The 21,021-nt window shown below is 55.8% G+C and carries 20 protein-coding genes; 5 read left to right on the forward strand and 15 right to left on the reverse strand.

Features of this window, described 5'->3' with window-relative positions:
• Positions 1-40: 40 nt before the first annotated feature.
• The gene (locus ACYP2A_RS18800; protein ID WP_459747202.1) at positions 41-1,504 is read left to right on the forward strand and encodes an L-lactate permease; all 1,464 of its coding nucleotides are present in this window, start codon (positions 41-43) and stop codon (positions 1,502-1,504) included.
• On the opposite strand, the gene ACYP2A_RS18805 is transcribed toward ACYP2A_RS18800, so the two are convergent.
• Positions 1,491-2,708: a M20 aminoacylase family protein gene (locus tag ACYP2A_RS18805; protein ID WP_459747203.1), complete on the reverse strand. Its 1,218-nt coding sequence runs from the start codon at positions 2,706-2,708 to the stop codon at positions 1,491-1,493. The two genes, ACYP2A_RS18800 and ACYP2A_RS18805, sit on opposite strands and share 14 nt — an antisense overlap.
• Positions 2,709-3,202: 494 nt before the next feature.
• On the opposite strand from ACYP2A_RS18805, the gene ACYP2A_RS18810 reads away from it, so the two are divergent.
• Positions 3,203-4,612 (forward strand): amino acid permease, encoded by a 1,410-nt coding sequence (locus ACYP2A_RS18810; RefSeq protein ID WP_459747204.1) that lies wholly within the window; start codon positions 3,203-3,205, stop codon positions 4,610-4,612.
• Positions 4,613-4,667: 55 nt separating this feature from the next.
• On the opposite strand, the gene ACYP2A_RS18815 is transcribed toward ACYP2A_RS18810, so the two are convergent.
• From ACYP2A_RS18815 to ACYP2A_RS18830, 4 genes are all read right to left on the reverse strand, one after another.
• A complete protein-coding gene (locus ACYP2A_RS18815) occupies positions 4,668-5,105 on the reverse strand; it encodes an Lrp/AsnC family transcriptional regulator (protein WP_459747205.1) in 438 nt (145 codons plus the stop codon).
• A 9-nt stretch (positions 5,106-5,114) separates the two neighbouring features.
• On the reverse strand, positions 5,115-6,494 hold the full coding sequence (thrC, locus tag ACYP2A_RS18820) for a threonine synthase (RefSeq protein WP_459747206.1): 1,380 nt from the start codon (positions 6,492-6,494) through the stop codon (positions 5,115-5,117).
• 229 nt (positions 6,495-6,723) lie between these two features.
• Complete coding sequence (locus ACYP2A_RS18825; protein WP_459747207.1) at positions 6,724-7,044, reverse strand: DMT family transporter; 321 nt, start codon at positions 7,042-7,044, stop codon at positions 6,724-6,726.
• A gap of 95 nt (positions 7,045-7,139) precedes the next feature.
• Positions 7,140-7,826 (reverse strand): B3/B4 domain-containing protein, encoded by a 687-nt coding sequence (locus ACYP2A_RS18830; RefSeq protein WP_459747364.1) that lies wholly within the window; start codon positions 7,824-7,826, stop codon positions 7,140-7,142.
• A 43-nt stretch (positions 7,827-7,869) separates the two neighbouring features.
• Here ACYP2A_RS18830 and ACYP2A_RS18835 point away from each other — a divergent pair, with 43 nt between their 5' ends.
• Positions 7,870-8,472 (forward strand): XRE family transcriptional regulator, encoded by a 603-nt coding sequence (locus tag ACYP2A_RS18835; protein WP_459747208.1) that lies wholly within the window; start codon positions 7,870-7,872, stop codon positions 8,470-8,472.
• 73 nt (positions 8,473-8,545) lie between these two features.
• Here ACYP2A_RS18835 and ACYP2A_RS18840 read toward each other — a convergent pair whose 3' ends face one another.
• The 6 genes from ACYP2A_RS18840 to ACYP2A_RS18865 form a co-directional block, all read right to left on the reverse strand.
• A complete protein-coding gene (locus tag ACYP2A_RS18840) occupies positions 8,546-9,751 on the reverse strand; it encodes a trans-sulfuration enzyme family protein (protein WP_459747209.1) in 1,206 nt (401 codons plus the stop codon).
• Between the two features lie 16 nt (positions 9,752-9,767).
• Entirely contained in the window at positions 9,768-11,321 is a 1,554-nt protein-coding gene (locus ACYP2A_RS18845; RefSeq protein ID WP_459747210.1) for an amino acid permease, read from the reverse strand.
• 91 nt (positions 11,322-11,412) lie between these two features.
• Complete coding sequence (locus ACYP2A_RS18850; RefSeq protein WP_459747211.1) at positions 11,413-12,828, reverse strand: aldehyde dehydrogenase family protein; 1,416 nt, start codon at positions 12,826-12,828, stop codon at positions 11,413-11,415.
• Between the two features lies 1 nt (position 12,829).
• The gene (locus tag ACYP2A_RS18855) at positions 12,830-13,879 is read right to left on the reverse strand and encodes a homoserine dehydrogenase (RefSeq protein WP_459747212.1); all 1,050 of its coding nucleotides are present in this window, start codon (positions 13,877-13,879) and stop codon (positions 12,830-12,832) included.
• Between the two features lie 129 nt (positions 13,880-14,008).
• On the reverse strand, positions 14,009-14,446 hold the full coding sequence (locus tag ACYP2A_RS18860; RefSeq protein WP_459747213.1) for an Lrp/AsnC family transcriptional regulator: 438 nt from the start codon (positions 14,444-14,446) through the stop codon (positions 14,009-14,011).
• Between the two features lie 292 nt (positions 14,447-14,738).
• Positions 14,739-15,632 carry a dihydrodipicolinate synthase family protein gene (locus ACYP2A_RS18865; RefSeq protein ID WP_459747214.1) on the reverse strand — a complete coding sequence of 298 codons (894 nt, stop codon included), beginning with the start codon at positions 15,630-15,632 and terminating at the stop codon, positions 14,739-14,741.
• Between the two features lie 220 nt (positions 15,633-15,852).
• Here ACYP2A_RS18865 and ptsJ point away from each other — a divergent pair, with 220 nt between their 5' ends.
• On the forward strand, positions 15,853-17,145 hold the full coding sequence (ptsJ, locus tag ACYP2A_RS18870) for a MocR-like B6 salvage transcription factor PtsJ (protein ID WP_459747215.1): 1,293 nt from the start codon (positions 15,853-15,855) through the stop codon (positions 17,143-17,145).
• A 128-nt stretch (positions 17,146-17,273) separates the two neighbouring features.
• On the opposite strand, the gene ACYP2A_RS18875 is transcribed toward ptsJ, so the two are convergent.
• Complete coding sequence (locus ACYP2A_RS18875; protein WP_459747217.1) at positions 17,274-17,669, reverse strand: DoxX family protein; 396 nt, start codon at positions 17,667-17,669, stop codon at positions 17,274-17,276.
• A gap of 108 nt (positions 17,670-17,777) precedes the next feature.
• Between ACYP2A_RS18875 and ACYP2A_RS18880 the strand changes: the two genes are divergently transcribed.
• On the forward strand, positions 17,778-18,656 hold the full coding sequence (locus tag ACYP2A_RS18880; protein ID WP_459747218.1) for a LysR family transcriptional regulator: 879 nt from the start codon (positions 17,778-17,780) through the stop codon (positions 18,654-18,656).
• A 34-nt stretch (positions 18,657-18,690) separates the two neighbouring features.
• Here the strand turns inward: ACYP2A_RS18880 and ACYP2A_RS18885 are convergent, their stop codons facing one another.
• From ACYP2A_RS18885 to ACYP2A_RS18895, 3 genes are read right to left on the reverse strand one after another with little or no spacing between them, the layout of a single operon-like run.
• Positions 18,691-19,518, reverse strand: a complete 828-nt coding sequence (locus tag ACYP2A_RS18885; RefSeq protein WP_459747219.1) for an ABC transporter ATP-binding protein — start codon at positions 19,516-19,518, stop codon at positions 18,691-18,693.
• Between the two features lie 26 nt (positions 19,519-19,544).
• Positions 19,545-20,255, reverse strand: a complete 711-nt coding sequence (locus ACYP2A_RS18890; RefSeq protein ID WP_459747220.1) for an ABC transporter permease — start codon at positions 20,253-20,255, stop codon at positions 19,545-19,547.
• The gene (locus ACYP2A_RS18895; protein WP_459747221.1) at positions 20,252-20,980 is read right to left on the reverse strand and encodes an ABC transporter permease; all 729 of its coding nucleotides are present in this window, start codon (positions 20,978-20,980) and stop codon (positions 20,252-20,254) included. Before ACYP2A_RS18895 ends, ACYP2A_RS18890 begins: the two co-directional genes overlap by 4 nt.
• Positions 20,981-21,021 lie beyond the last annotated feature (41 nt).

The following is a 21,021-nucleotide window of genomic DNA, read 5'->3' on the forward strand; positions in this document are numbered from 1 at the left end:
CCGGCGGAGTAGGCAACATATCGGGATCAGCAGTAGACCAATGATTTATCTCCTGTGGCTTCTTCCAACTTTTATCGTGGCCAGCGCCATTGGCTGCGGGCGGCTTACCGCTTCAAACTCTGCTTTTCTGGGAGTGCTGACCGCCATCCCCGTGGCGATCTTCAGCGGGCCACACGCGTTTGGCCTGACCGAACTGAGCAGTGCCCTGAGCAGGGGCTCATGGATCGGTATGACCATCGTTCCTTACATCCTCGGCGGGCTGATTTTCTGGCAAATCGCCATGAGCAAACCTGCAGGCATGGCTGTACAAAGTCCCGCCCTTGAGGCCGGGACCACTGTGCTGCGGCGTAGAACCGCCTTCTTTGCCTGTTTCCTGATCGGCCCTTTTGCCGAGTCCGCCACCGGCTTCGGCGTCGGCATGCTCGGCACTGTCGCGCTGCTGCGTGGCATGCGGCTCGCCCCTGTGCATCTGATGATTTTCGCCCTGCTTAGCCAGACGTTTATTCCCTGGGGAGCAATGGGCAGCGGGACGATACTCGCAGCAGCCTACGCCCGCATGTCGCCGTCCGATCTGGGTGTATACTCGGTGATTCCTGTTTCGCTACTGATGATCATCTGGTTGCCGCTTTTCTGGCGCACAGCAGCAAATGCCGGCATGGCAGCTTCACGAACAGAATGCCTGCGTGAAGCACTGTGGATGATCGGCACCCTGGTGCTTCTGGCCATGGCAACAGACTGTCTGGGGCCTGAGACCGGCTTGTTGGCCGCCTTCGGACCGTTGATCCTCTTGCGCTTCCTCAGCGACAGGAAACCGGATAGCCAGCAAGCCCTGAACGCCCTGGTTGCCGCCATGCCTTATATCGTTCTGGTGGCTGGTCTTGTAGCATCCCGGCTGCTGCCTGACTTCAGGACACTACTCACCTCACTGGGCAAGGTCGCCCCTTATGACGACCTGCCAAAATGGTCGCCCCTGTTCCATGCCGGGTCATGGCTCATTGGCGGAGCCTTGATGACTGCTGCTATCAAAGGCACGCTCCTACAGTTGCCAAAAGAGCTGCAAACGGCTTGGAAGACCGGCAAGCAGGCAGTGCTGACGGTTTTTCTGTTCGCCATGCTGGCAGAGGTTCTGACAGCTGCGGGCATCTCGCACGCGTTCGCTCAAGGCATGTTCGACACCCTGCAGACTTCAGCCGTACTGTTGACGCCAATCACCTCCGCTGCATTTGGCATTCTGGCCAACAGTGGCAATGCACCGAACAGCCTGTTCATGCCGTCACAGTATGCCTTGGCGGTCCAGGCAGGCCTGAGCATCCCGGCACTGGCCGCGCTGCAGCACACCTCTGGTACCTGCATGGGGTTGTTCTCGCCGGTCAGGATGTCCATTGCTGCCGGCCTCTGCGTAGGCCACAACCATGAGCGGGCGGTATATCGCTTGCTGCTACCTTGTGCAGTCGGTTGCCTCACCCTGTTCATACTCTTGGCATTGTTGGTCAGCCATTCCTGATTTCATCCAGGCGCTGAATGGTATCGGCACAAAGAAACGTTTCAACCAGCTTCACCCAATAACTGGCTGCAACCCCAAGGCACTGATCATTAAAGTCGTACTTGGGGTTGTGAACCATACAACCGCCTTCCCCGTCGCCGTTGCCAATGAAGAAGTAACAGCCTGGCCGCTGCTCCAGCATCACGGCAAAGTCTTCACTTGCCGCCACCGGAACCATCTGCTCGATCACACCATCCGTCCCCGCCCAGTCCAGCGCCACCTGCTTAGCAAAACGAGTGAACCCTGCATGGTTGATGACCGGTGGCAACGACTCCCCTGCTACCAGCTCGACACTCACCTGCGCACCAAACGCTGCGCCCTGTGCCTGGGCAAGAACTTCGATGCGTTGCAGCAACGATTGGCGAATTTCCGGGCGCAGGGCCCTGACACACAGTTGCAGTTCAGTCTTGGCCGGAATCACATTCGGCGCGTCTCCGGCATGAAATGAACCCACGGTGATCACTGCTGTTTCGAAAGGATTGGTGTTACGCGATACGATGCTCTGTAACCCCACGACGATTGAGCTGCCCACCACGATCGGATCAATGGCCTCGTGCGGCATGCCGCCATGTCCACCTACCCCGGTTATGACAATACGTAATGTATCGGTAGAGGCCATGAACGGTCCCGGAAGAAAGCCAAGCTTGCCTGTGGCAAGCCCAGGCATGTTGTGCAGTCCGAAAATGGCATCGCAGGGAAAGCGCTCGAACAGGCCGTCATCGAGCATACGCTGGGCGCCGCCATCGACTTCCTCGGCAGGTTGAAAGATGACGACCAGGGTACCGTCGAAATTTCGGCTCTCTGCCAGATGCCTGCTCGCCGCCAGCAGAATTGCAGTGTGTCCATCATGCCCACAGGCATGCATCACGCCGCTGTGCTGGCTGGCGTAGTCAAGCCCGGTCTGCTCTTGAATGGGCAGTGCATCCATATCAGCCCGTATCCCGATCATGCCGCCACCCCGCCCTTGGCGAAGTGTTCCCACTACCCCGGTGCCACCTATGCCGCGATGCGTCTCATAACCCCAAGCTTGCAGGTAATTCGCAACCAGCTCAGCCGTTGCGAACTCTTGCATCCCGATTTCAGGGTGAGCATGCAGATGGTGACGGATGGCGATCATTTCAGTCAGATTGGCAGCGATGCCGGGCAACACGTTCTTGGTGCTCATGAAACAGTCCTTATAATAATTATTACCTATCTATCGAGCGGGGACTGCTAGGCAAAATTAGAAAGCTGCATCTAGTCATAGCCACGCAAATAGCAATACGGAATATCCAACCAAGCCAGGCTTTTTTCAGGCCCCCAAGTGAAAATCCTACACCACCTCAGAGCACCTTAAATATGGCAATATGCTCTGCCGCACGAGCAAATTGATCAAACTTGCAATCCATTTGATAATTGACCTGACGCTGTTTTTTCATGCCCCAAGAAAACAGGCCTGCTCAACACTAATTCCACCTCCGGAACCTGATCAAAATAGCCGCACCAAGTAGCACCTTGCTCAAAACAAGAAGCACATTGGCCTATTCGACTGCCTGATCTCATTCGCTATCCTGCGACAGTAAATGCCCTGACCAGGCCCCACTCCATCAGGTGGCCGCAAATATGCAGCCTCCTGATGGCTCCCTGCTTGCAACTACTTACAATTCCAAGGCGAGAGGCATGAAGCACGACCTTACTAATCATCTGGATGATGAGCACTCTTTAAAAAGAAACCTGAGCAATCGACATATTCAGTTGATTGCCATCGGCGGTGCCATTGGCAGCGGCCTGTTCATGGGTTCAGGTAAAACCATCAGCGTGTCCGGCACGTCGATTATTCTGACCTACGCGATCATTGGCTGTTTCATGTTCTTTGTCATGCGTGCCATGGGAGAAATTCTGCTTTCAGACCTGAAGCATAAGACCTTCACCGAATTCTGCACCTCGTATATTGGCCCGTGGGCCGGTTACTTCATTGGTTGGTCGTACTGGCTGGCCTGGGTCGTGGTGGCCATTGCTGACTGCACAGTGATCACCGGCTATATGAGATTCTGGTTTCCAGACATCCCGATCTGGGCGCCCGCTTTTGGTGTGCTGGCAATACTGTTCTCACTCAACCTGTTTGCTGTCAGGTTGTTTGGTGAAGTGGAGTTCTGGTTTGCGCTGATCAAAGTGATCGCCATCATTGCCCTGATTGTGACCGGCCTGGTGATGATCAGCCTGTCGCATACCTCTCCACAGGGCGTCGTGGCCTCTGTGAGCCATCTCACTGAAAACGGTGTGATGTTCCCCTACGGGATCAGTGGATTTTTTGCCGGGTTTCAAATCGCCATTTTCTCCTTCGCCGGCGTGGAGTTAATCGGTACGACCGCCGCCGAAAGCCGCGATCCGCACAAGACGCTGCCGAAGGCGATCAACTCGGTGCCGCTTCGGGTCATCATTTTCTATGTGCTGGCATTGGGTTGCATCATTTCGGTTTCTTCTTGGGCAAAAATCAACCCGGAACAAAGTCCATTCGTGCAGGTGTTCCTCATGGCAGGCCTGCCTGCTGCGGCTGGGCTGATCAACCTGGTGGTCCTCACCTCAGCCATGTCTGCAGCCAATAGCGGAGTCTTCGCGACCAGCCGTATGATCTACAGCCTCTCTGACAAAGACCAGGCCCCTGGGCTGTTCAAGGTACTTTCCGGCTCGGCCATTCCAGTCAGGGGCCTGGTCTTTTCCTGCCTGTGCATGGCAATGGGCCTGGTGGTCCTGTTCATCATTCCGGAAGTGATGAAGGCGTTCACGGTGCTGACCACCATCTCGGCCATTCTGTTCGTCTTTGCCTGGGCAATGACGGTCGTGGCGTATATCCGCTACCGGAGGATCGACCCACAGTTGCACAAAGCCTCGCGCTTCAAAATGCCTGGCGGGCTGATCATGTCTTGGGCAGTGCTGGCGTTTTTTGCGTTCGTTATCGTGCTGCTGGCACTGGAGCCAGACACCTTGCAGGCCATGATCTGCATGCCAATCTGGTTCGCCATTCTGACCGTCGCTTGGCTGAAGAAGGTCCGGCATGGCCAGCGAACTGCTCTAGTACAGCCTCGCTGACACAGACAAGGCTGTCGGGCCCAGGCCCGGCAGCCTATGTATCCTCAGGCAGTAACTAAATAAGCGTGTTCAAGACAAAAGTGGTTACCGTGTTGTCGACCCCGGGCATGGCTGCAATAGCTTTCCAAACAGCATGAACCTGTTCCGGGTGTGCTGCCTCGATCCTGACCATCAGATCGAACTCGCCACTCATGACCTCACACAGGGTCACTTGCGCGATAGCCTTCAACGAGCGGATCACATCATTGCCCCGCATACGATCATGTCGGTACACAAAGATGATGGCACTGATCGGCACTGCAGCTCTCCGGCCTTCACCCATGCAGATGGTGTATCCCTCAATAGCCCCATCGCGCTCCATACGTTCAATACGCTGACGAACCGCATTGCGGGACAGGTTAACCCTGCCCCCCAGTTCAGCGTGGGAAATCCTGGCATTGGCCACCAATTCAGCAAGAATACGCTCATCCTGTGGGTCGAGCAGCCGCTTCATGGCATCCCCCTACAAGCCACAAATGAATCGGGACAAGCCATCGAGATCACCCTTGTTCAACACGGTGTGGTCAACATTAGGAACGGCAACTGCCGGCACTTCTGCGTTCCATATGCCAAGATCGGCCAACACCTGGGCAGACTTGGACGGCGCAAGCTGGGCCAATGTGACCATCGGACTTGAGATGCTGCGCCTGTGCAGTCTGGCCGCCAAGGCTCCGGTAGCGGTTTGCGGATCAACTGCGACCCCAGCCTCACGATACAGCGCAAGCAACTCTTCCTTCACCTGAGCGTCGGCCACTGCGTAGGAATCAAACAACATCCTGGCCTGTAACCATTGTTTGTTGTCGATACTGAGCTGGCCAGACGCCTCAAACCTACTCATTAATTGCGCCACACCAGCACCGTTGTGTTCGTAGAGCTCCCATATAAACCTTTCCAGGTTGGAAAAGACGGAAAAGTCCATCGCTGGTGAAAGCGAGTGGCTGGAGTGGCTGATTTCGCCAATGGCATAGGTATTACGGTTGATAAACCGGTGCAGTGCATCGTTGGAGTTGGTCGATACGATTACCTGGTTGATCGGCAAACCCATTTTCTGCGCAATGTAGCAGGCATAGATTTCAGCGAAGCTGGCGCCCGGAATGCTGAAACCGATGGGTCGCACACCACCACCGAGCTGCAGCGCGCTGTAGAAGAAAAAACTGATCTGCGCCAGCACGCCAACCCAGTTGGTGGAGTTGAAGCTGACAGCCATGGCCTGCTCGTTTGGCCAGGTCCTGAGCACCTGCGACACCAGCGTCTGGCAATCGTCAAAACTGCCTTCGATTTCCAGCAGATGAATGCGCCCAGAGCGCGTGGCAAACAAACCACTGAGCCGGTCCGGTGGCACCCCGTCGCTGGGATACAGCACTACCAATTGGACATCATCGATAGGCCTGAACGCCTCAATGGCCGCGAGTCCGGTATCGCCGTTTGTCGCACCGATCACCACTGCCTTGTCGGAACTGCCCATAAAGTGATTCACCAACCGACATTGGAGCTGCGCCGCAAAATCCTTGGAAGCCTGGGTAGGCCCGTGGTGCAGTTGCAGCACCCATTCGTTCTGGCCGATCTGCTGCAACGGGGCAACAGCCCGATGGGCAAAGTCGTGGTAACACTCTTTGAGCAACCCCTTGAGCGCCAGGCTATCAATCTCATCGCCAATGAACGGTGCGATGACCCGAAAAGCCAACTCATCGAAAGGCAACCAGGACCAACTGGCGATTTCCTCACTGCTGAAGTGGGGCAGATCCCTAGGCACATAAAGCCCACCATCTGCCGCCAGACCAGACAGGATCACATCCCGGAAGCTGGCTGATATCGCAGAACCACGGGTGCTGACGTAGTCCATAATGACTCCGAATAGATAATTGAGTTGCGTTCATGGTCGTACCGACGCATCGAAACAGCCACAGCGGTCAACGTTCACCTTAGGCAGGCACGCCGTAATACAGAACAAGTCACCTTGCACTTTTTGCTGAGCAGACTGCGCGTCTTCAAGCATTTCGCTCGCATGTCTGATTTTCGGCAGTGACAAAAAAGGCCGCTTGACGGCGGCCTCCCTGGTCATCTGATCCGTATCACGCAGCAGAAGAAAGCTTCATTAGCAATAGCCCACCAATGATCATGATTGCCGCCACGATCCTCATTGCCCCTGCGGGCTCCCCGAGGAAAGTAATACCGGCCAGAAAAGCACCTACTGCACCAATTCCTGTCCAGATGGTATAAGCCGTGCCCAACGGCAGACTTTTCATCGAGTATGACAGCAGCACAAAACTGGCAATCACCGTCACGATAGTGACCGTCGAGGCTCCAAGCTTGGTGAAACCCTCCGACTGCTTCATCGAGAATGCCCAAACCACTTCCAGAATTCCCGCAATAACCAGACTTACCCAAGCCATGAATAACCCTCTTTAGAGGCCGGGTCGTCCCGGCGAATCAAGCCCTTGGCAAGGGGTCGTCCCCTTGGGCAGTTTGCAGGCTGCAGCAGGTCGCCTCAGGCCTCGATCAGTTCGCTGGTGACCACGGCTTCCGGCATCATCTCCTTCAAGCCGGACACCAGCTCATCAGCGGCAGCATTCAGGGCTTCAATCGGCATTTCCGGCAAGCTTTCGAGAATGAACCACATTTTCTGCGCCGTTGCGTCAAGCCGGGTACGTACGCCCTGGCGCCAGTTCCAGCGGCGGCAGGTCACGCCCTGCTCGTCGCGCCAAATGACCTCGCCAACATCGGGAGATTCGTTGGCCGGTTCACCATTGTTCATGGTGTCGAACACCTCGGTTCCATCTGCAACAGTCAAGCGCGGCATGCCCACGTAGGCCGCAAAATTCTCGCCGCCCACAGGAATGGCATATTTGATGCTGATCGCGTTGTACAGATCGACCACCGGGTCGATGACCGGCAATTTGCTGTCTTTCAGGACCCGTTTGAGCAAGGCCTGTGCAGAACACGGTGTGCGTTGCGGCTTGGAGCCGAACTTGCGAAACGTTTCAGCCCAGGCCAGAAGATGCGCCTCGGCCCATTCAAAGGGCTGGGTGGTGACCGCTTGACATGCTTGCTGCATGACCTGCTCTGCAACTTCCGGGTTAACGATGGGTGCTGCTTCAACGACAACACTGATTGCACGAAACCCAGGCGCCAGTTCTCTAACCCGAGGGTCAATTGACGGATGTACCGAAAGCATTAGAAAATCTCTCACTGACCAATTTAGTGCATTTTAATGACCAATGACCAAAACAGTCAATATAACGACCGATTCGGGCGCTGATATCCATCAAGTTAGCGAGGCCGTTTCCCGACGCTTGAGAGAAGAACGCAAGCAGAAAAAACTGTCGCTGGACGAACTTGCCCGTCGTGCCGGAGTGAGTAAAGGCATGGTGGTGGAGATAGAAAATTGCAATGCCAACCCCAGCATTGCCATTCTTTGCAAGATCGCCGCCGCCCTGGGATTATCGGTAGCCGATATCGTTAATGTGGCGAGCGCCCCACCGGCGCGCCTGATTCAGGCCGAAGAAATACCGACACTCTGGACCGGCCCGCTGGGCGGTACGGCGCGACTGCTGGTTGGCACCAGCGGTCCCGACATGATTGAACTGTGGCGCTGGCAGTTGAAGCCCGGCGAAGTGTTCGAATCCAGCGGACATCCGGCTGGTACTCGGGAACTATTTCATGTTGAGCACGGCACACTGAAGATTATCGTCGACACCAGTGAGTTGATCATTCCCCAAGGCTGCTCGGCCCTCGCCAGAACTGACACTGCGCACCAATACATCAATCCTGGACAGGAAGATCTGCTGTTCACCATGACCGTTGCAGAACTTCATCGCTGACCCCATAAAAAAGGCCTCCCTTTCAAGGAGGCCAAGGAGGGATAGCCTGAAGAGCAAATTAACGTGTTCGTGGTTATTTAGGGAACGTCTCTGCCAGCGCAGCGCTGATATCGTTGATCACATCATCAGCATCTTCCAGACCGACGGAAAGACGCAGATGCCCATACTGCAGAAACTCGGCTGGATAGTGCTCGGACCCACCGCGTGCCTCAGGCCCAACGTGCACAATCAGTGACTCATCGTGGCCAATCGAAACGGCCGAAGTAATCACCTTCAGGTTGGCAACGAAGCGGTTCTGTGCTGCCGAGTCTCCCTCTACAGCAAATGCCATGACTGCACCGTAGCCCTTGTTTTCGAACTGACGACGGGCCAGCTCATGTTGCGGATGGGAAGGCAGCCCTGGGTAATAGACATACGCAATGCGCTGGTCATTCTCGAGAAACGTCGCAACTTTCTCAGCTGTCGCCAAGTGCTGGCGAATTCGCAATGGCAGCGTCACCGAGCCGCGCATGATCAGCCAGGCGTTGAATGGAGAGATGACCGCACCCAGGTCAACGAGCGCATCGTGCTTTATCTTGCCAATCAATTCGTTGCTGCCAATGACCACACCACCCATGGCGTCACCATGGCCATTGATGTACTTGGTCAGCGAGTGCACCACTAAGTCAGCACCTTTTTTCAAGGCATGGAAGAAAGGCGGCGGAGTAAAGGTGGCGTCCACTGACAGCAGTGCACCGTGCGCCTTGGCCAGCTCGGCCAAGGCCTGGATATCTGCTACCTTGGTTGTCGGGTTGCCAATGGACTCGGTGTGGATGAGCTTCGTATTGGGTTTTATCGCCTTGCGAACCGCGTCCAGATCGCCCATGTTCACGAAGGTTGCCTGGATGCCATAGCGTTCCGGCAGCAGCTCGGCGAACAATCGCCAGACGGCTTCGTAGGTCACATCCCCGACAACAATGTGATCGCCGCTTTTAAGGAAGGTGAAGAACACCGCGTGCAGGGCAGCAACACCGGTGGCAAAGGCTGCAGCCGCTTCACCGCCCTCGATGGCCGCCAGCTTCTTCTCCAGGCATACCTGGTTATGCCCGGCGTTTCGGGTGTAGACCAGCCCGTCCGGACTTGACCAGTCCATATCCTCCGGGTCCTCAGGCAGGCGGTAGGAGTTGGCCATGATCAACGGGGTACGCACTGCCCCTGTAGTGGCATCCATTACGTTGCCACCATGAACAGCCTGGCTGCCCACTCCCAGAGTGGCCAGATTCTCTTTGTCAGGACGCATCTATATACCCTCTCGCTTATCGGACTTGTTGTAGTTGCGGACCGTCGTGATGGTCCACTGGTGAATGCGCTGGCTGAGCGGAAACAAGGTTCTGGTTGGCATCGAACACCCGCCGCCCTTGGGCAATAGCCTGGATACGCCCCCGCACCCGGTACCAGCCGAATACCAGGACGGCAGCGAATAGAGGCGTTGAAGCAGCCGAGTAAGTCCCCACCGGGTAATCACAGGCAATAAGGACAAACACCAGAACAAAGAACGCCAGGGTCGCGTAGCCGCTGTAGGGTGCAAACTTCATCCGGAAGTTAGGCCGGTCCATCACCCCCTGCTCAGACAACTTATAGAGTTTCAGTTGGCAGAGAATGATGACGCCCCAGGCTCCCAGCATCAGAATCGCGGTTAGCGACATAGCAATTTCAAACGCCTGGCCAGGTAAAAAGGCATTCATGGCCACCCCCGCCAGCGAGGCAATGGTGGTAAACATGATCCCGGCAAACGGGACGCCCCGGCTGTTCATTTTTACCAGGAACGGCGGTGCCGATCCGGTGACCGCCAAAGAGCGCAGAATGCGACCAGTGGTGTAGATGCCTGCATTGAGTGACGAGATGGCAGCGGTGAACAGCACCATGTTCATGATCGCATCTGCACCTTGAACACCAATAGCACCGAAGAAGGTCACCAGCGGGCTTACACCAGGAACATAAGCCGTATTGGGCATGAGCAGCGACAGCAACAGCACTGTGCCCACGTAGAACACCACGATGCGAAACACCACGGCGCGGATGGCCCTGGGCATTACGCGCTCGACGTCCTTGGCCTCTCCCGCTGCGGTGCCGACCAGCTCGATACTGCCGTAGGCGAATACGACACCCTGTATCAATATGACTGCCGGCATCACCCCATAGGGGAACCAGCCGCCATGATCAGCGATAAGTTGAAAGCCCGGTGTGTGGCCAGCAATGGGCGTACCGAACACCACCATATAGACGCCGACACACAGAAAGGTCACCAGCGCAGCGACCTTGAAGAAGGCAAACCAGAACTCGAGCTCACCAAAGATCTTCACTGAAACCAGATTGATCGTAGTGATGATGACCAGTACACCCAAAGCCGAGGCCCACTGCGGAACGTCCCCGAGAAAGGGCACGTAGGCCTTGAAGAAATTGAGGTACAGCGCAGTCGCTGTCAGTTCAGCGATCGCGACGGTCACCCAATTGGTCCAGTACATCCAGCCAGCTGCATAAGCCAGCTTTTCACCATAAAACTCTCTGGCGTAGGAAACAAAAGACCCGGTGGACGGGCGATGCAATACCAGTTCACCCAAGGCACGAATAATGAACCAGGCAAACACACCACAGACCGCAAAGGAAAAAACCAGAGAAGGTCCTGCCTCGGACAATCGCGCTCCAGCACCAAGAAACAACCCGCTGCCGACCGCGCCGCCAATGGCGATCATTTGAATCTGTCGGGCACGCAACGTCTTCTTGTAACCGGCGTCCTCGACCCCTACATATTTTTCTTTTTTTGCGCACGCCAAATCCGCCTGAACAGGCTCGCGCTCACTAATACTCATACGCTCTTACCTTGTTATTGTATTGCAACAGGGTTCCGCCAGCCGGCGAAACCCTGTTCAAGCCGCATGACTGAGTAACAACAGCCTGGAGTTAAACGCTTGGGCCGTTAAGACAAACGACCTTGGGTTGCGTCATATCTTCATAAGCGAACCGCACGCCTTCGCGTCCCATGCTTCCATACTTGAACCCGCCAAACGGCATGGCATCAAAGCGGTAGTCCGAAGAGTCATTGATCATCACACCGCCTGCTTCCAGCAAACGGGCTGCTTTCATGGCTGTATTCAGGTTGCTGGTGAAAATGCCGGCGTGCAGGCTGTACTCAGGCTCGTTAGCCAGCATCAGCGCATCTTCCAGGGTGCCAACTTTCTGCAAGATCACGATGGGGCTGAACACTTCCTCCTGCCAGATCCTGCAATCGAAGTTGACGTTCTCCAGCACAGTGGGAGAAAACAACGATCCTTTGCGCTCGTTACCGAGCAGCAGGGTTGCACCCTGATCTATTGCTTCATTCACAGAGGCCTGGGCGCGCTTGGCAGCAGCTTCGGAAATCATTGGCCCGACATCAGTACGTTCATCTGCTTGGTTACCCACTACCAACGCACGTGACTGCTCGACAAATTTTTCCTTGAATGCTTCGTACAGGCTGCTTTCGATCAGGATCCGCTGGGTGCCAATGCAGTTTTGCCCCGCTGCCCAGTAAGCCCCCGATACGCAAGACTCGACGGTGGTATCCAGATCACAGTCTGCCATGACGATGACCGGCGCATTGCCGCCCAGATCCATCGCCATTTTCTTCAAACCGGCTGTACGGGTGATCTGCTCACCAGTGACAAAACCGCCAGTGAACGAAATCATACGGACTGCCCGGTGCGCGACCAGAGCCTTGCCCAATTCGGCATCACCTGTGGCGACCGAAACCACCTCGTGAGGAAGGCCGGCCTCGTTCAGGCAACTCACCAGCTTCACCGCCGACAGCGGAGTAAGTTCCGAAGGTTTCAAGACGACCGAGTTGCCTCCGGCAATGGCCGGCCCCAATTTATGGGCCACCAGATTGAGCGGGTCGTTGTAAGGAGTGATCGCCAGAATCACGCCCAGAGGTTCACGGGTGAACCAGCCTTGGCGCGACTCGGAACCAACATAGGCGTCGAAAGGCACAATCTCCCCGGCATTGCGCTTGGCCTCTTCAGCTGACAACTTCAAGGTATTGACGCAGCGCAGTACCTCCTTACGCGCCTGGCGAATGGTCTTGCCTGACTCTGCCGAAATCAGCTGGGCAAACTCTTCCTTGTCTTTTTCCACCAGCGCAGCAGTGTGCTCAAGGATACGAGAGCGCTCGGCCCGCGACAGATTGCGCGCAATCACTGCGCCATGCTTGGCCGCTTCGATAAGAACATGAGCCGCTGTCGCCGGAACCTTGGTAACTTCGCCAATGGCTGCTCCATCAAAAGGGTTGAACACCGTGATCTCTTCGTGATTCGCGGTAAGTGCCAGACTCAAACTGTTCATATCAGAGCACCTGTTTGGTTTTTTTCTTGTGGATGCTGATGATGTCGGAGAGCAAGGCGTAGGCCGTTTCGATACGACCCGCACCGGCGCCGACGACCGTCACAGGGCCCAGCAAGCCTGTCTCGAAGGTCACTGCGTTGGTGGCGCCGCTGACTCCGGCCAGGGCATCGGAGACTGGCAGCAACTGCGGGCTGACCGAGGCGGTAACGGCGCCACAAGCACTGCGCTGGGCACTGCCGATCAGCTTCCAGCGCGACTCTTTACTGGCTGCAGCCTGAATATCCTGGGCGGTGATAGCAGAAATACCGTCACACTCGACATCGCTCGGCGTCAGCTTGGCGCCCAGCAGCTCATTGGCAAGAATCACGACCTTCAGACGCACATCGTGACCTTCAACGTCCGCAGTAGGATCAGCTTCGGCGTACCCCAGCTCCTGCGCCTTGGCCAGGGCATCACTGAAGTCCAGACCAGCTTGCATATTGCTCAGGATGAAGTTGGACGTGCCATTGAGAATGCCCTTGAACCCGGTGATCTCCGAGCCTGCCAGTGTCTCCTGCGCCAGACGAATGACTGGCGTGCCACTCATGACCGCGCCTTCGAACTCGAATGCTGAACCTGTCTCGGCAGCCAGTTTTTTCAAGGACGCCGCATGCAGTGCAACCGGCCCCTTGTTGGTGGTCACGACACTGATGCCCTTCTCCAGCGCCCAGCGGCAGAACGTCGTGGCAGGCTCACCATCTACCGGGTTGGTGAAGGTCGCTTCTGCAACGATGTCGGCACCCGAGAAGCGGATGACTGTTTCATTGGCCGGCTCGGCATTGCCGTTCTCGAGCTTGGAAAAGGCCCCTTTTTCGGCCGGCGTCGCCACGAGTTGCCGAGCATCAAGCCCCTCCTTGCCAATGACCGACCCCAAGAAAATGTCACTGACACCTACGATTTTCAGGGTGAAGCCCAACGTCTGTGCCCACTCGTCATTCTTCTCGGCGACCAGTTGAGCCAGGGCGCGATTCACGCCACCAAAACCCAGCAAAGCAAGTTTGTATTCAGTCACAGCAACGGCCTCATTTTGTTGTTTATCATTGAGACAAATCGTATGCCGCATCCCTGCTCAACCGAATATGCCAATCGGATCAATCTGACTGGCAGAATGCTCGTAGTTCATGCCACTTTGCACCCCGACTTACTTGGTCGTCGAAAGAACAAAAGTGGTCATTGTATTGATCACGCCTGGCAGGTTTGAAATATCCGTCCAGACCTTGTTGATACGGTCAGGTGAAAGGGCTTCTACCGTCAGTACGATATCCAGATCACCACTCATGACATTACACGAGACCACTTCAGGCATTGCTACCACGGATCGTACAACCTCCGAACCTCGCATGCGGTCTTGCCGATACACAAATACCAGTGCCCGGATCGGAGGGTATTCATTGGCCATGACCCCCTTGACGATGGTATAGCCTTTTATATGGCCGTCACGCTCGAGACGCTCGATCCTCAATCGAACGGCATTGCGTGACAGATTAACTTTCTGGGCAATATCGTTATGCGCCAGACGCGAGTTTTTTGTCAGTTCTTCGATGATCCGCTCATCAATCTTGTCCAAAGTGCGCTTCATCGCCACCTCCGGATCGCGTCAGGCAATCACTCATATAGCAAACTCTTGTCCTTCTTCTGCTGGAGAAGGGCAGCCGCGGCCACCCTCCCCAGAAACGTCACTCCAGACCACCTTCAACCTTGTTCAACGAGAGCATAGAGCTGCCCGCTGCACAGCGGCACGAGTCAGCCTCATACAATTGACCATAAAAGTCAATATATCGACCGATTTTGAGAATTATTTGCAACAGAGGCATTGCCAGGAAGTAGCGTGTCTACTCCCTGACCTGGACGTCAGGCGAAGGCGCCGTCAGTCAACTCAACTCAAGCTCGTCGATGAGTGCTGCCAATTTCTGACGGATGATCCCGTCAGCGCTTCTGAGCGGTAATGGTAGACAGTTGGCTTCCACCAATCCTTGTAGTTCGGCTGCCGCCGCCACCACGCGCAAGCTGCCACCGCACTGTTCGAAGAGATCCCAGAGTGGCTGCAGACGCATGGACAAACGTGTGGCCTCAGCGGTATAGCCTTCAAGGGCTGCCCGGGTCATTTCCTGGGCCGTTTTCGGAAACAATCCGCCCATGACCGAATACCATGCCTCGCAACCGGCATTCAGCCCGACAGCCGCAAGAGAGTCACCACTGACCCCGATCGTGACGCACTCTGGCACCAGGGCTCGCAGCCGCTCGACACGCTCGCGAGCCTGTGCTGGCGCGACGGGTACGCCAGGGATCTTGATAGAACGAACATTGGGCAGGTGGGCAATCCGACCGTGCAGCTCATCAGAAAACTCGAAGTGTGTTGTGCCTGGATTGTCGTACACACACATCGGCACTGATAGATGCCGACTTACAGTCTTATAGAAATCGTAGACCTCATCGTCTTTCAGCTTCTGATAAGACACCGGCGCCAACAGCACCCCTTTCACGCCTGCTTTCTGCGCATCTTCTGCAAAGTCCAGCACATCCCGGGTCCGTAACCCGCCAATACTGACCATCACCGGAATCTGGCCGGCAGTCTGCACCGCCAGTTGCGCAACCTTGGCTCTTTCGGCACGTGACAGGTAGGCATAGCTGCCTGTCGACCCCAAGGCCCCGATCGAGTCCACCTCTGCCCACACCAGGCGCGAAACCAGGCGTACAAACGAAGCCTCATCCACTCGGGATTCATTCATGGGGGTCAATGGGAATGCACTGAGTCCTGTAAACATTTCTTCAATCTCCTATTAATGGGCAATAAAATTCGGCACGAACGAAGCTGCTCCACCCAATCGGTAGAGGACAAAACAGGTACTGGTAAACCAGATGACGGAGCGCTGAAGGAGGTGTGCTCAACGCGAGACTGCGGTGATACTCCTTCAGGGTTTCTACCTGCCACCAAGGCGCGGTAGAATTGTCATACCATCAAGAATACATTGGCATAGGACAATAGTGAAGATCACAGGCAGTACTGCAGCTGAAATTTACGAATGCATCCGCGAAGCCGTGGAAACCGGTGTATTGCAGCCTAGGCACACGCTGCCTCCGGTGCGTGAGCTCGGCGAGACTCTGGGTGTCAACCGCAATACCGTTGCGGCGGCCTACCAACGCCTGGTGAAAGCCGGCATCGCCCAGACCCAGGGCCGCTACGGAACATCCATCTGCGCCCAGCCCCAGGCTGGCGAGCAGGAGGGTCGCAGCGCCGACACCGCGCTGATTGATCTGGCCGATGGCAACCCTGACCCTGAAGCCCTGATCGATATTGGCAGCTATACAAACGCCCCATGGCCACGCCCCTTCCTGTATGGCGATGACACCGTGCTCCCGGAGCTGCAGCGCTGGGGTCAAGACTGGCTGACGGACGACTGCCCACCAGGGCTTGAACTGGAGCTGGCCCACGGTGCGGTGGATGCCATCGAGCGCTTGGCCGCAGCCCATCTGGTGGCTGGCGACAAAGTCGCGGTTGAACAGCCCTGTTTCCTAGGCACGATCAACGCGTTGAGATTAGCGGGAATGCAAGCAGTCGGTGTCGACATTGACGAGCACGGAATGCTTCCGGACGCTCTTGAAGCAGCCCTTGCTGGCGGTGTACGGGCAGTACTGATCACTCCACGTGCGCACAATCCAACCGGGTGCAGCCTTACAGCCTCCCGGGCCTCAGCCATCCGGCAGGTACTGGTCGGTTATCCCAATGTCATGGTCATCGTCGACGATCATTTCGCCTTGATCGCCGACTCTGCCTATCATTCGGCCATTCCCGAAACATCAACCCGCTGGGCGCTGATCCGCTCGCTCTCCAAGGCGCTGGGACCTGATCTGCGGGTGGCGTTCCTCGCCTGTGATGCCGGGACGGCAGAGCGCTTGCGTACGCGACTGGCACCCGGCATGACCTGGGTGAGTCATATCCTGCAGATCATCGTTGCGCGATGCCTTGCAGATCCGGATACCCACCTTCATCTGACCAGGGTGCGCCAGCAGTACAGTCAGCGCCGGGAATCATTGCGGCAGCTGATGCTGAAAAAAGGCATCCATTCATTTTGCCCAACAGATGGTTTCAATATCTGGGTACCGGTCAGAAAAGATATGAAGAATGTCGGCTACGAATTGGCCAAAAGGGGTTGGCTGGTGCGCTTGGGCAGCGCATTCACCGTACAGGAGTGTCCGCAGGCCATTCGTATCACAGCATCCAGACTGACTGACGAGCTTGCTGAAGCGTTCGTCAACGACCTCGACGCAGTGCTCTGATGAAAAACGCAAAGCCAGAGCATGGCTCTGGCTTTGCGCTAGTCAAGATACGAGGATCGGTCGATATATTGACTTTAAAGGTCAATGAAATCTAAAGTGCCTGCACACGATTCCAGCCATGGCCCAGATTAGGCACTGGCTTGCAGGGGCTGTGAATCCACCTTATCTGACTCCAGAGCAATGGCAAGCAGTACCATGGCCCAAAACAACGGGTATTCCCAGCCTCCTCCGGCACTGCTGAACAACCAGCCATTACCGGCATGGGCCAAAGTGGCCCCCAGCAATACGGGTATTGCAGCCATGGCCGCATAACGCGTTCTAACGCCGGTCACCAGCATCAGCCCGGTCACGATTTCTACCAGCAGGGTGATCCAGGCAAGCATTCCCGGCAAACCTATGGATTCAAAGAAAGCGACGGTGCCCGCCATGGTGAATACGAAGATCTTTAAATAAAAAGAATGAGCGATCAGTGCCAACCCTGCTGTACAGCGGAGAATCAGTCGGCTGTATTGATGAGTCGTCATGGGTTTTTCCTCTGTTGTTATCCAGCGTCGAATGCGCTGTGTGGTTGCACATTCTGCCAATAACACTTCACGACACAATCTGCATTTATCCAAAATGAGACTGCAATAATGCACAACTGGGACTGGGACGATTTACGTTTAATATTGGCAGTCGCCGAACACCATTCTTTTTCTGGTGCAGCCCGTGAATTGAAAATCAATCATACGACGGTACTACGCCGGGTCAATAACTTTGAACTGCAACATGGCCTTAGAGTACTGGACAGGCTTTCTTCCGGCTTCACACTCACCGAAGCAGGAGAAGAACTCCTGCACACTGCCCAGGTCATGAGAGGCGCCGTTAATAGTCTTTCATTACGGCTCGATGGCAAAGATCTGAAACTCGAGGGCACGCTGAAAATCGCGACGTGCGACACCTTGATGGGCTCGATCCTGCCCCAGGTACTCAGGCGCTTCAGCCTCCTTCATCCACAGATCGTGGTAGCCCTGAGCACCGGGAACCAGGTGACCGATCTGGCCCAGAGACAAGCCGATGTAGCGATTCGCACCGGTGATAATCCGACCGAAACCTTGATCGGCAGACATCTGGCCGACGTCGGGTTTTCGCTGTACGCCACTGATGAAATTCAAGCGCAGTTGCAAGGCATCGACCCATTGGGCTACAGCAAGTGGGTGCTGCCTGATGCCACCTTCAGTCAAATGGCCGTCGTCCGTTGGCTGGAAAGCAATTTGCCCTCCAGCTCAATCGTTTTCAGGGCTGACTCCCTGGTAGCGCTTAAACAGGCAGCCTTGGCCGGCATCGGCATCGCCCCCCTGCCCTGTTACCTTGGTGACAGCACACTAGGCTTGCGCAAAGTGGAGTGCCCGGCGCTGGATCGCTTTACCACCGGGCTCTGGATACTGACTCATAAAGACTTGAAACACACTGCCAGAGTCCGCGCCTTTGTAGCTTTTGTCAGCGATGAACTCCGACAGTTGAAGCTTTAAGCAAAGCTTGGCTGCAGTGAGGCCAGCCAATCGATTATTTGAGACCCGTCGAAAGAAACTGTTTGAGGCGCTCGCTCTGAGGATTGACCAGAATGTCCGCACTGCCTTGCTCTTCAACCAGCCCCTTGTGCAGAAACAGAATCTGGCTGGATACCTGGCGGGCAAACGCCATTTCATGGGTCACCATCAACATGGTTCGCCCTTCTTCAGCCAGGGTCTGCAAAACCTTCAACACCTCGCCCACCAGTTCGGGGTCAAGGGCTGACGTCGGCTCATCGAATAGCAGGATCTCTGGCTCCATGGCCAGAGCGCGAGCAATCGCTACCCGCTGCTGCTGCCCACCCGATAAAAACCCAGGATATTGCTCAGCGACCCGGGCAGGTAGGCCGACCTTTTCCAGGTAGCGATGCGCAGCCGCCTCTGCGGCCGCCCGGCTGTGGCCCAATACCCGTTGCGGAGCGAGTGTGATGTTGTCCAGAACGCTCAAGTGGCTCCACAGATTGAAATGCTGGAACACCATGGCCAGGCGGGTGCGCAGCAGATGCAGCTCTGCAGGATCCGCCACGCGCAATCCATGTCGGTCCTGCACCATCCGGATGGGTTTGTCATCCAGGGTCATTGCTCCCTCAGACGGTGTTTCGAGGAAATTGATGCAACGCAGGAATGTACTCTTACCTGACCCACTCGAACCAATCAGGCTAATGACATCACCTTTGCGGGCCTTCAGGGAAACCCCCTTCAGCACCTGATGATCACCATAACTCTTGTGCAGATTGGTGATCGTCAGCTTGAACCCATCGCTGTCCGAATTCGGGGCTGGCGAGTGGAGGGTTGAGGGCGCGGCTTTGAAGAAACTGGTCATGGAGGCTGACTCCGATATTGTTATGGTTAGTGTGCGGTGCCAAGAAAAGCCAACCAGTGCCGTTCCGCCACTCGGAAAAGTCCCACCAGCGCAAACGAAATCGCCAGGTAAATCACCGCGCCGATACCGAACGACTGAAAGGTCAAAAATGTTTCTGCGTTGGCGTCCCTGGCAATCTTCAGAATGTCGGGAACCGTTGCGGTGAAAGCCACCGAGGTCGAATGCAGCATGAGGATGACTTCATTGCTGTAGTAAGGCAGCGCCCGGCGCAGCGCTGATGGAATGATCACCCAGACGTAAAGCCGCCATCCATTGAGCCCGTAGGCTTTCGCGGCCTCGACTTCGCCATAAGGTATGTTGCGAATGGCACCGGCGAAAATCTCGGTGGTATAGGCGCAGGTATTCAAGGCGAACGCCAGAAGGGTGCAGTTCATCGCGTCCTTGAAAAACGCATCAAGCAGTGGCTGCGAACGAACCGCTGCCAGGCTGTAAATACCGGTGTAACAGATCAGCAACTGGATATAGAGCGGGGTGCCCCTGAATAACCAGGTGTAGACCTGAACTGGCCAGCGCAACCCTACATGCTCTGATACGCGGGCAATTGCCAGAGGGATGGCACCCAGAAAACCAAGCATGACGGAAGCCACCAATAGCCACAGGGTCATGGCCAGCCCGGTCACGCCCGAACCGTCGGAATAAAGATAGGCTTGCCAGTATTCTTGCAGGAGCTCGATCATTGCAATGCCTCCCGCGTGCCGGCAGCATATTTGCGAGAAAGTTGTCGCAGCACATAACTGGACAACGTGGTGATCAGCAGATAAACAAGCCCGGCAAGCACAAGAAAGTAGAACAGCTGGAAGGTACTCTTCCCTGCATCTTGGGCCGCCTTTACCAGATCAGCCAGGCCGATGATTGACACTAGCGCGGTGGCCTTGAGTAACACCAACCAGTTATTGCCAATCCCCGGCAGGGCATAGCGCATCATTTGCGGGAACACGATCAGGTAGAAGCGCTGCCAGCGGTTGAGCCCATAAGCAGTGGCCGCCTCGACCTGACCTGCTGGCACTGCTAGCATTGCCCCGCGAAAAGTCTCGGTGAAATAAGCCCCGTAAATGAAACCAAGGGTAATCACGCCGGCACTGAAGGGGTCAATCTCGACATAATCAAGCCCCAGCGCTCCGGTCAGTTGAGTCAACCACGTCTGCAGGCTATAGAAGATCAACAACATCAATACCAGGTCAGGTACACCACGTATCAGCGTCGTATAGAGCTGGGCTGGCAGCCTGATGAAACGGGCGGGAGATAACTTGGCGCTGGCACCGAACAGCCCCAGTACAATGCTCAGGCTCAGGGACAACAACGACAGTTTGAGGGTCATCCAGGTCCCTTCAAGCAACAAAGGCCCATAACCCTGTAAGCTGAGGGATGACAACCCCACAGCATTGAGGAAATGATCAATCATGGCGGCATTACTCTCAAGAAAAAGGAGCGCCTGCCTTGCAC

Source organism: Pseudomonas sp. 3A(2025) (genome assembly GCF_054589175.1).

What these genes read in the sequence shown, in the direction of transcription:
- ACYP2A_RS18800 (WP_459747202.1), top strand. Translation starts at nt 41, where the DNA reads ATGATTTATCTCCTGTGGCTTCTTCCAACTTTTATCGTGGCCAGCGCC.
- ACYP2A_RS18805 (WP_459747203.1), bottom strand. Translation starts at nt 2,708, where the DNA reads ATGAGCACCAAGAACGTGTTGCCCGGCATCGCTGCCAATCTGACTGAA.
- ACYP2A_RS18810 (WP_459747204.1), top strand. Translation starts at nt 3,203, where the DNA reads ATGAAGCACGACCTTACTAATCATCTGGATGATGAGCACTCTTTAAAA.
- ACYP2A_RS18815 (WP_459747205.1), bottom strand. Translation starts at nt 5,105, where the DNA reads ATGAAGCGGCTGCTCGACCCACAGGATGAGCGTATTCTTGCTGAATTG.
- thrC (WP_459747206.1), bottom strand. Translation starts at nt 6,494, where the DNA reads ATGGACTACGTCAGCACCCGTGGTTCTGCGATATCAGCCAGCTTCCGG.
- ACYP2A_RS18825 (WP_459747207.1), bottom strand. Translation starts at nt 7,044, where the DNA reads ATGGCTTGGGTAAGTCTGGTTATTGCGGGAATTCTGGAAGTGGTTTGG.
- ACYP2A_RS18830 (WP_459747364.1), bottom strand. Translation starts at nt 7,826, where the DNA reads ATGCTTTCGGTACATCCGTCAATTGACCCTCGGGTTAGAGAACTGGCG.
- ACYP2A_RS18835 (WP_459747208.1), top strand. Translation starts at nt 7,870, where the DNA reads ATGACCAAAACAGTCAATATAACGACCGATTCGGGCGCTGATATCCAT.
- ACYP2A_RS18840 (WP_459747209.1), bottom strand. Translation starts at nt 9,751, where the DNA reads ATGCGTCCTGACAAAGAGAATCTGGCCACTCTGGGAGTGGGCAGCCAG.
- ACYP2A_RS18845 (WP_459747210.1), bottom strand. Translation starts at nt 11,321, where the DNA reads ATGAGTATTAGTGAGCGCGAGCCTGTTCAGGCGGATTTGGCGTGCGCA.
- ACYP2A_RS18850 (WP_459747211.1), bottom strand. Translation starts at nt 12,828, where the DNA reads ATGAACAGTTTGAGTCTGGCACTTACCGCGAATCACGAAGAGATCACG.
- ACYP2A_RS18860 (WP_459747213.1), bottom strand. Translation starts at nt 14,446, where the DNA reads ATGAAGCGCACTTTGGACAAGATTGATGAGCGGATCATCGAAGAACTG.
- ACYP2A_RS18865 (WP_459747214.1), bottom strand. Translation starts at nt 15,632, where the DNA reads ATGTTTACAGGACTCAGTGCATTCCCATTGACCCCCATGAATGAATCC.
- ACYP2A_RS18875 (WP_459747217.1), bottom strand. Translation starts at nt 17,669, where the DNA reads ATGACGACTCATCAATACAGCCGACTGATTCTCCGCTGTACAGCAGGG.
- ACYP2A_RS18880 (WP_459747218.1), top strand. Translation starts at nt 17,778, where the DNA reads ATGCACAACTGGGACTGGGACGATTTACGTTTAATATTGGCAGTCGCC.
- ACYP2A_RS18885 (WP_459747219.1), bottom strand. Translation starts at nt 19,518, where the DNA reads ATGACCAGTTTCTTCAAAGCCGCGCCCTCAACCCTCCACTCGCCAGCC.
- ACYP2A_RS18890 (WP_459747220.1), bottom strand. Translation starts at nt 20,255, where the DNA reads ATGATCGAGCTCCTGCAAGAATACTGGCAAGCCTATCTTTATTCCGAC.
- ACYP2A_RS18895 (WP_459747221.1), bottom strand. Translation starts at nt 20,980, where the DNA reads ATGATTGATCATTTCCTCAATGCTGTGGGGTTGTCATCCCTCAGCTTA.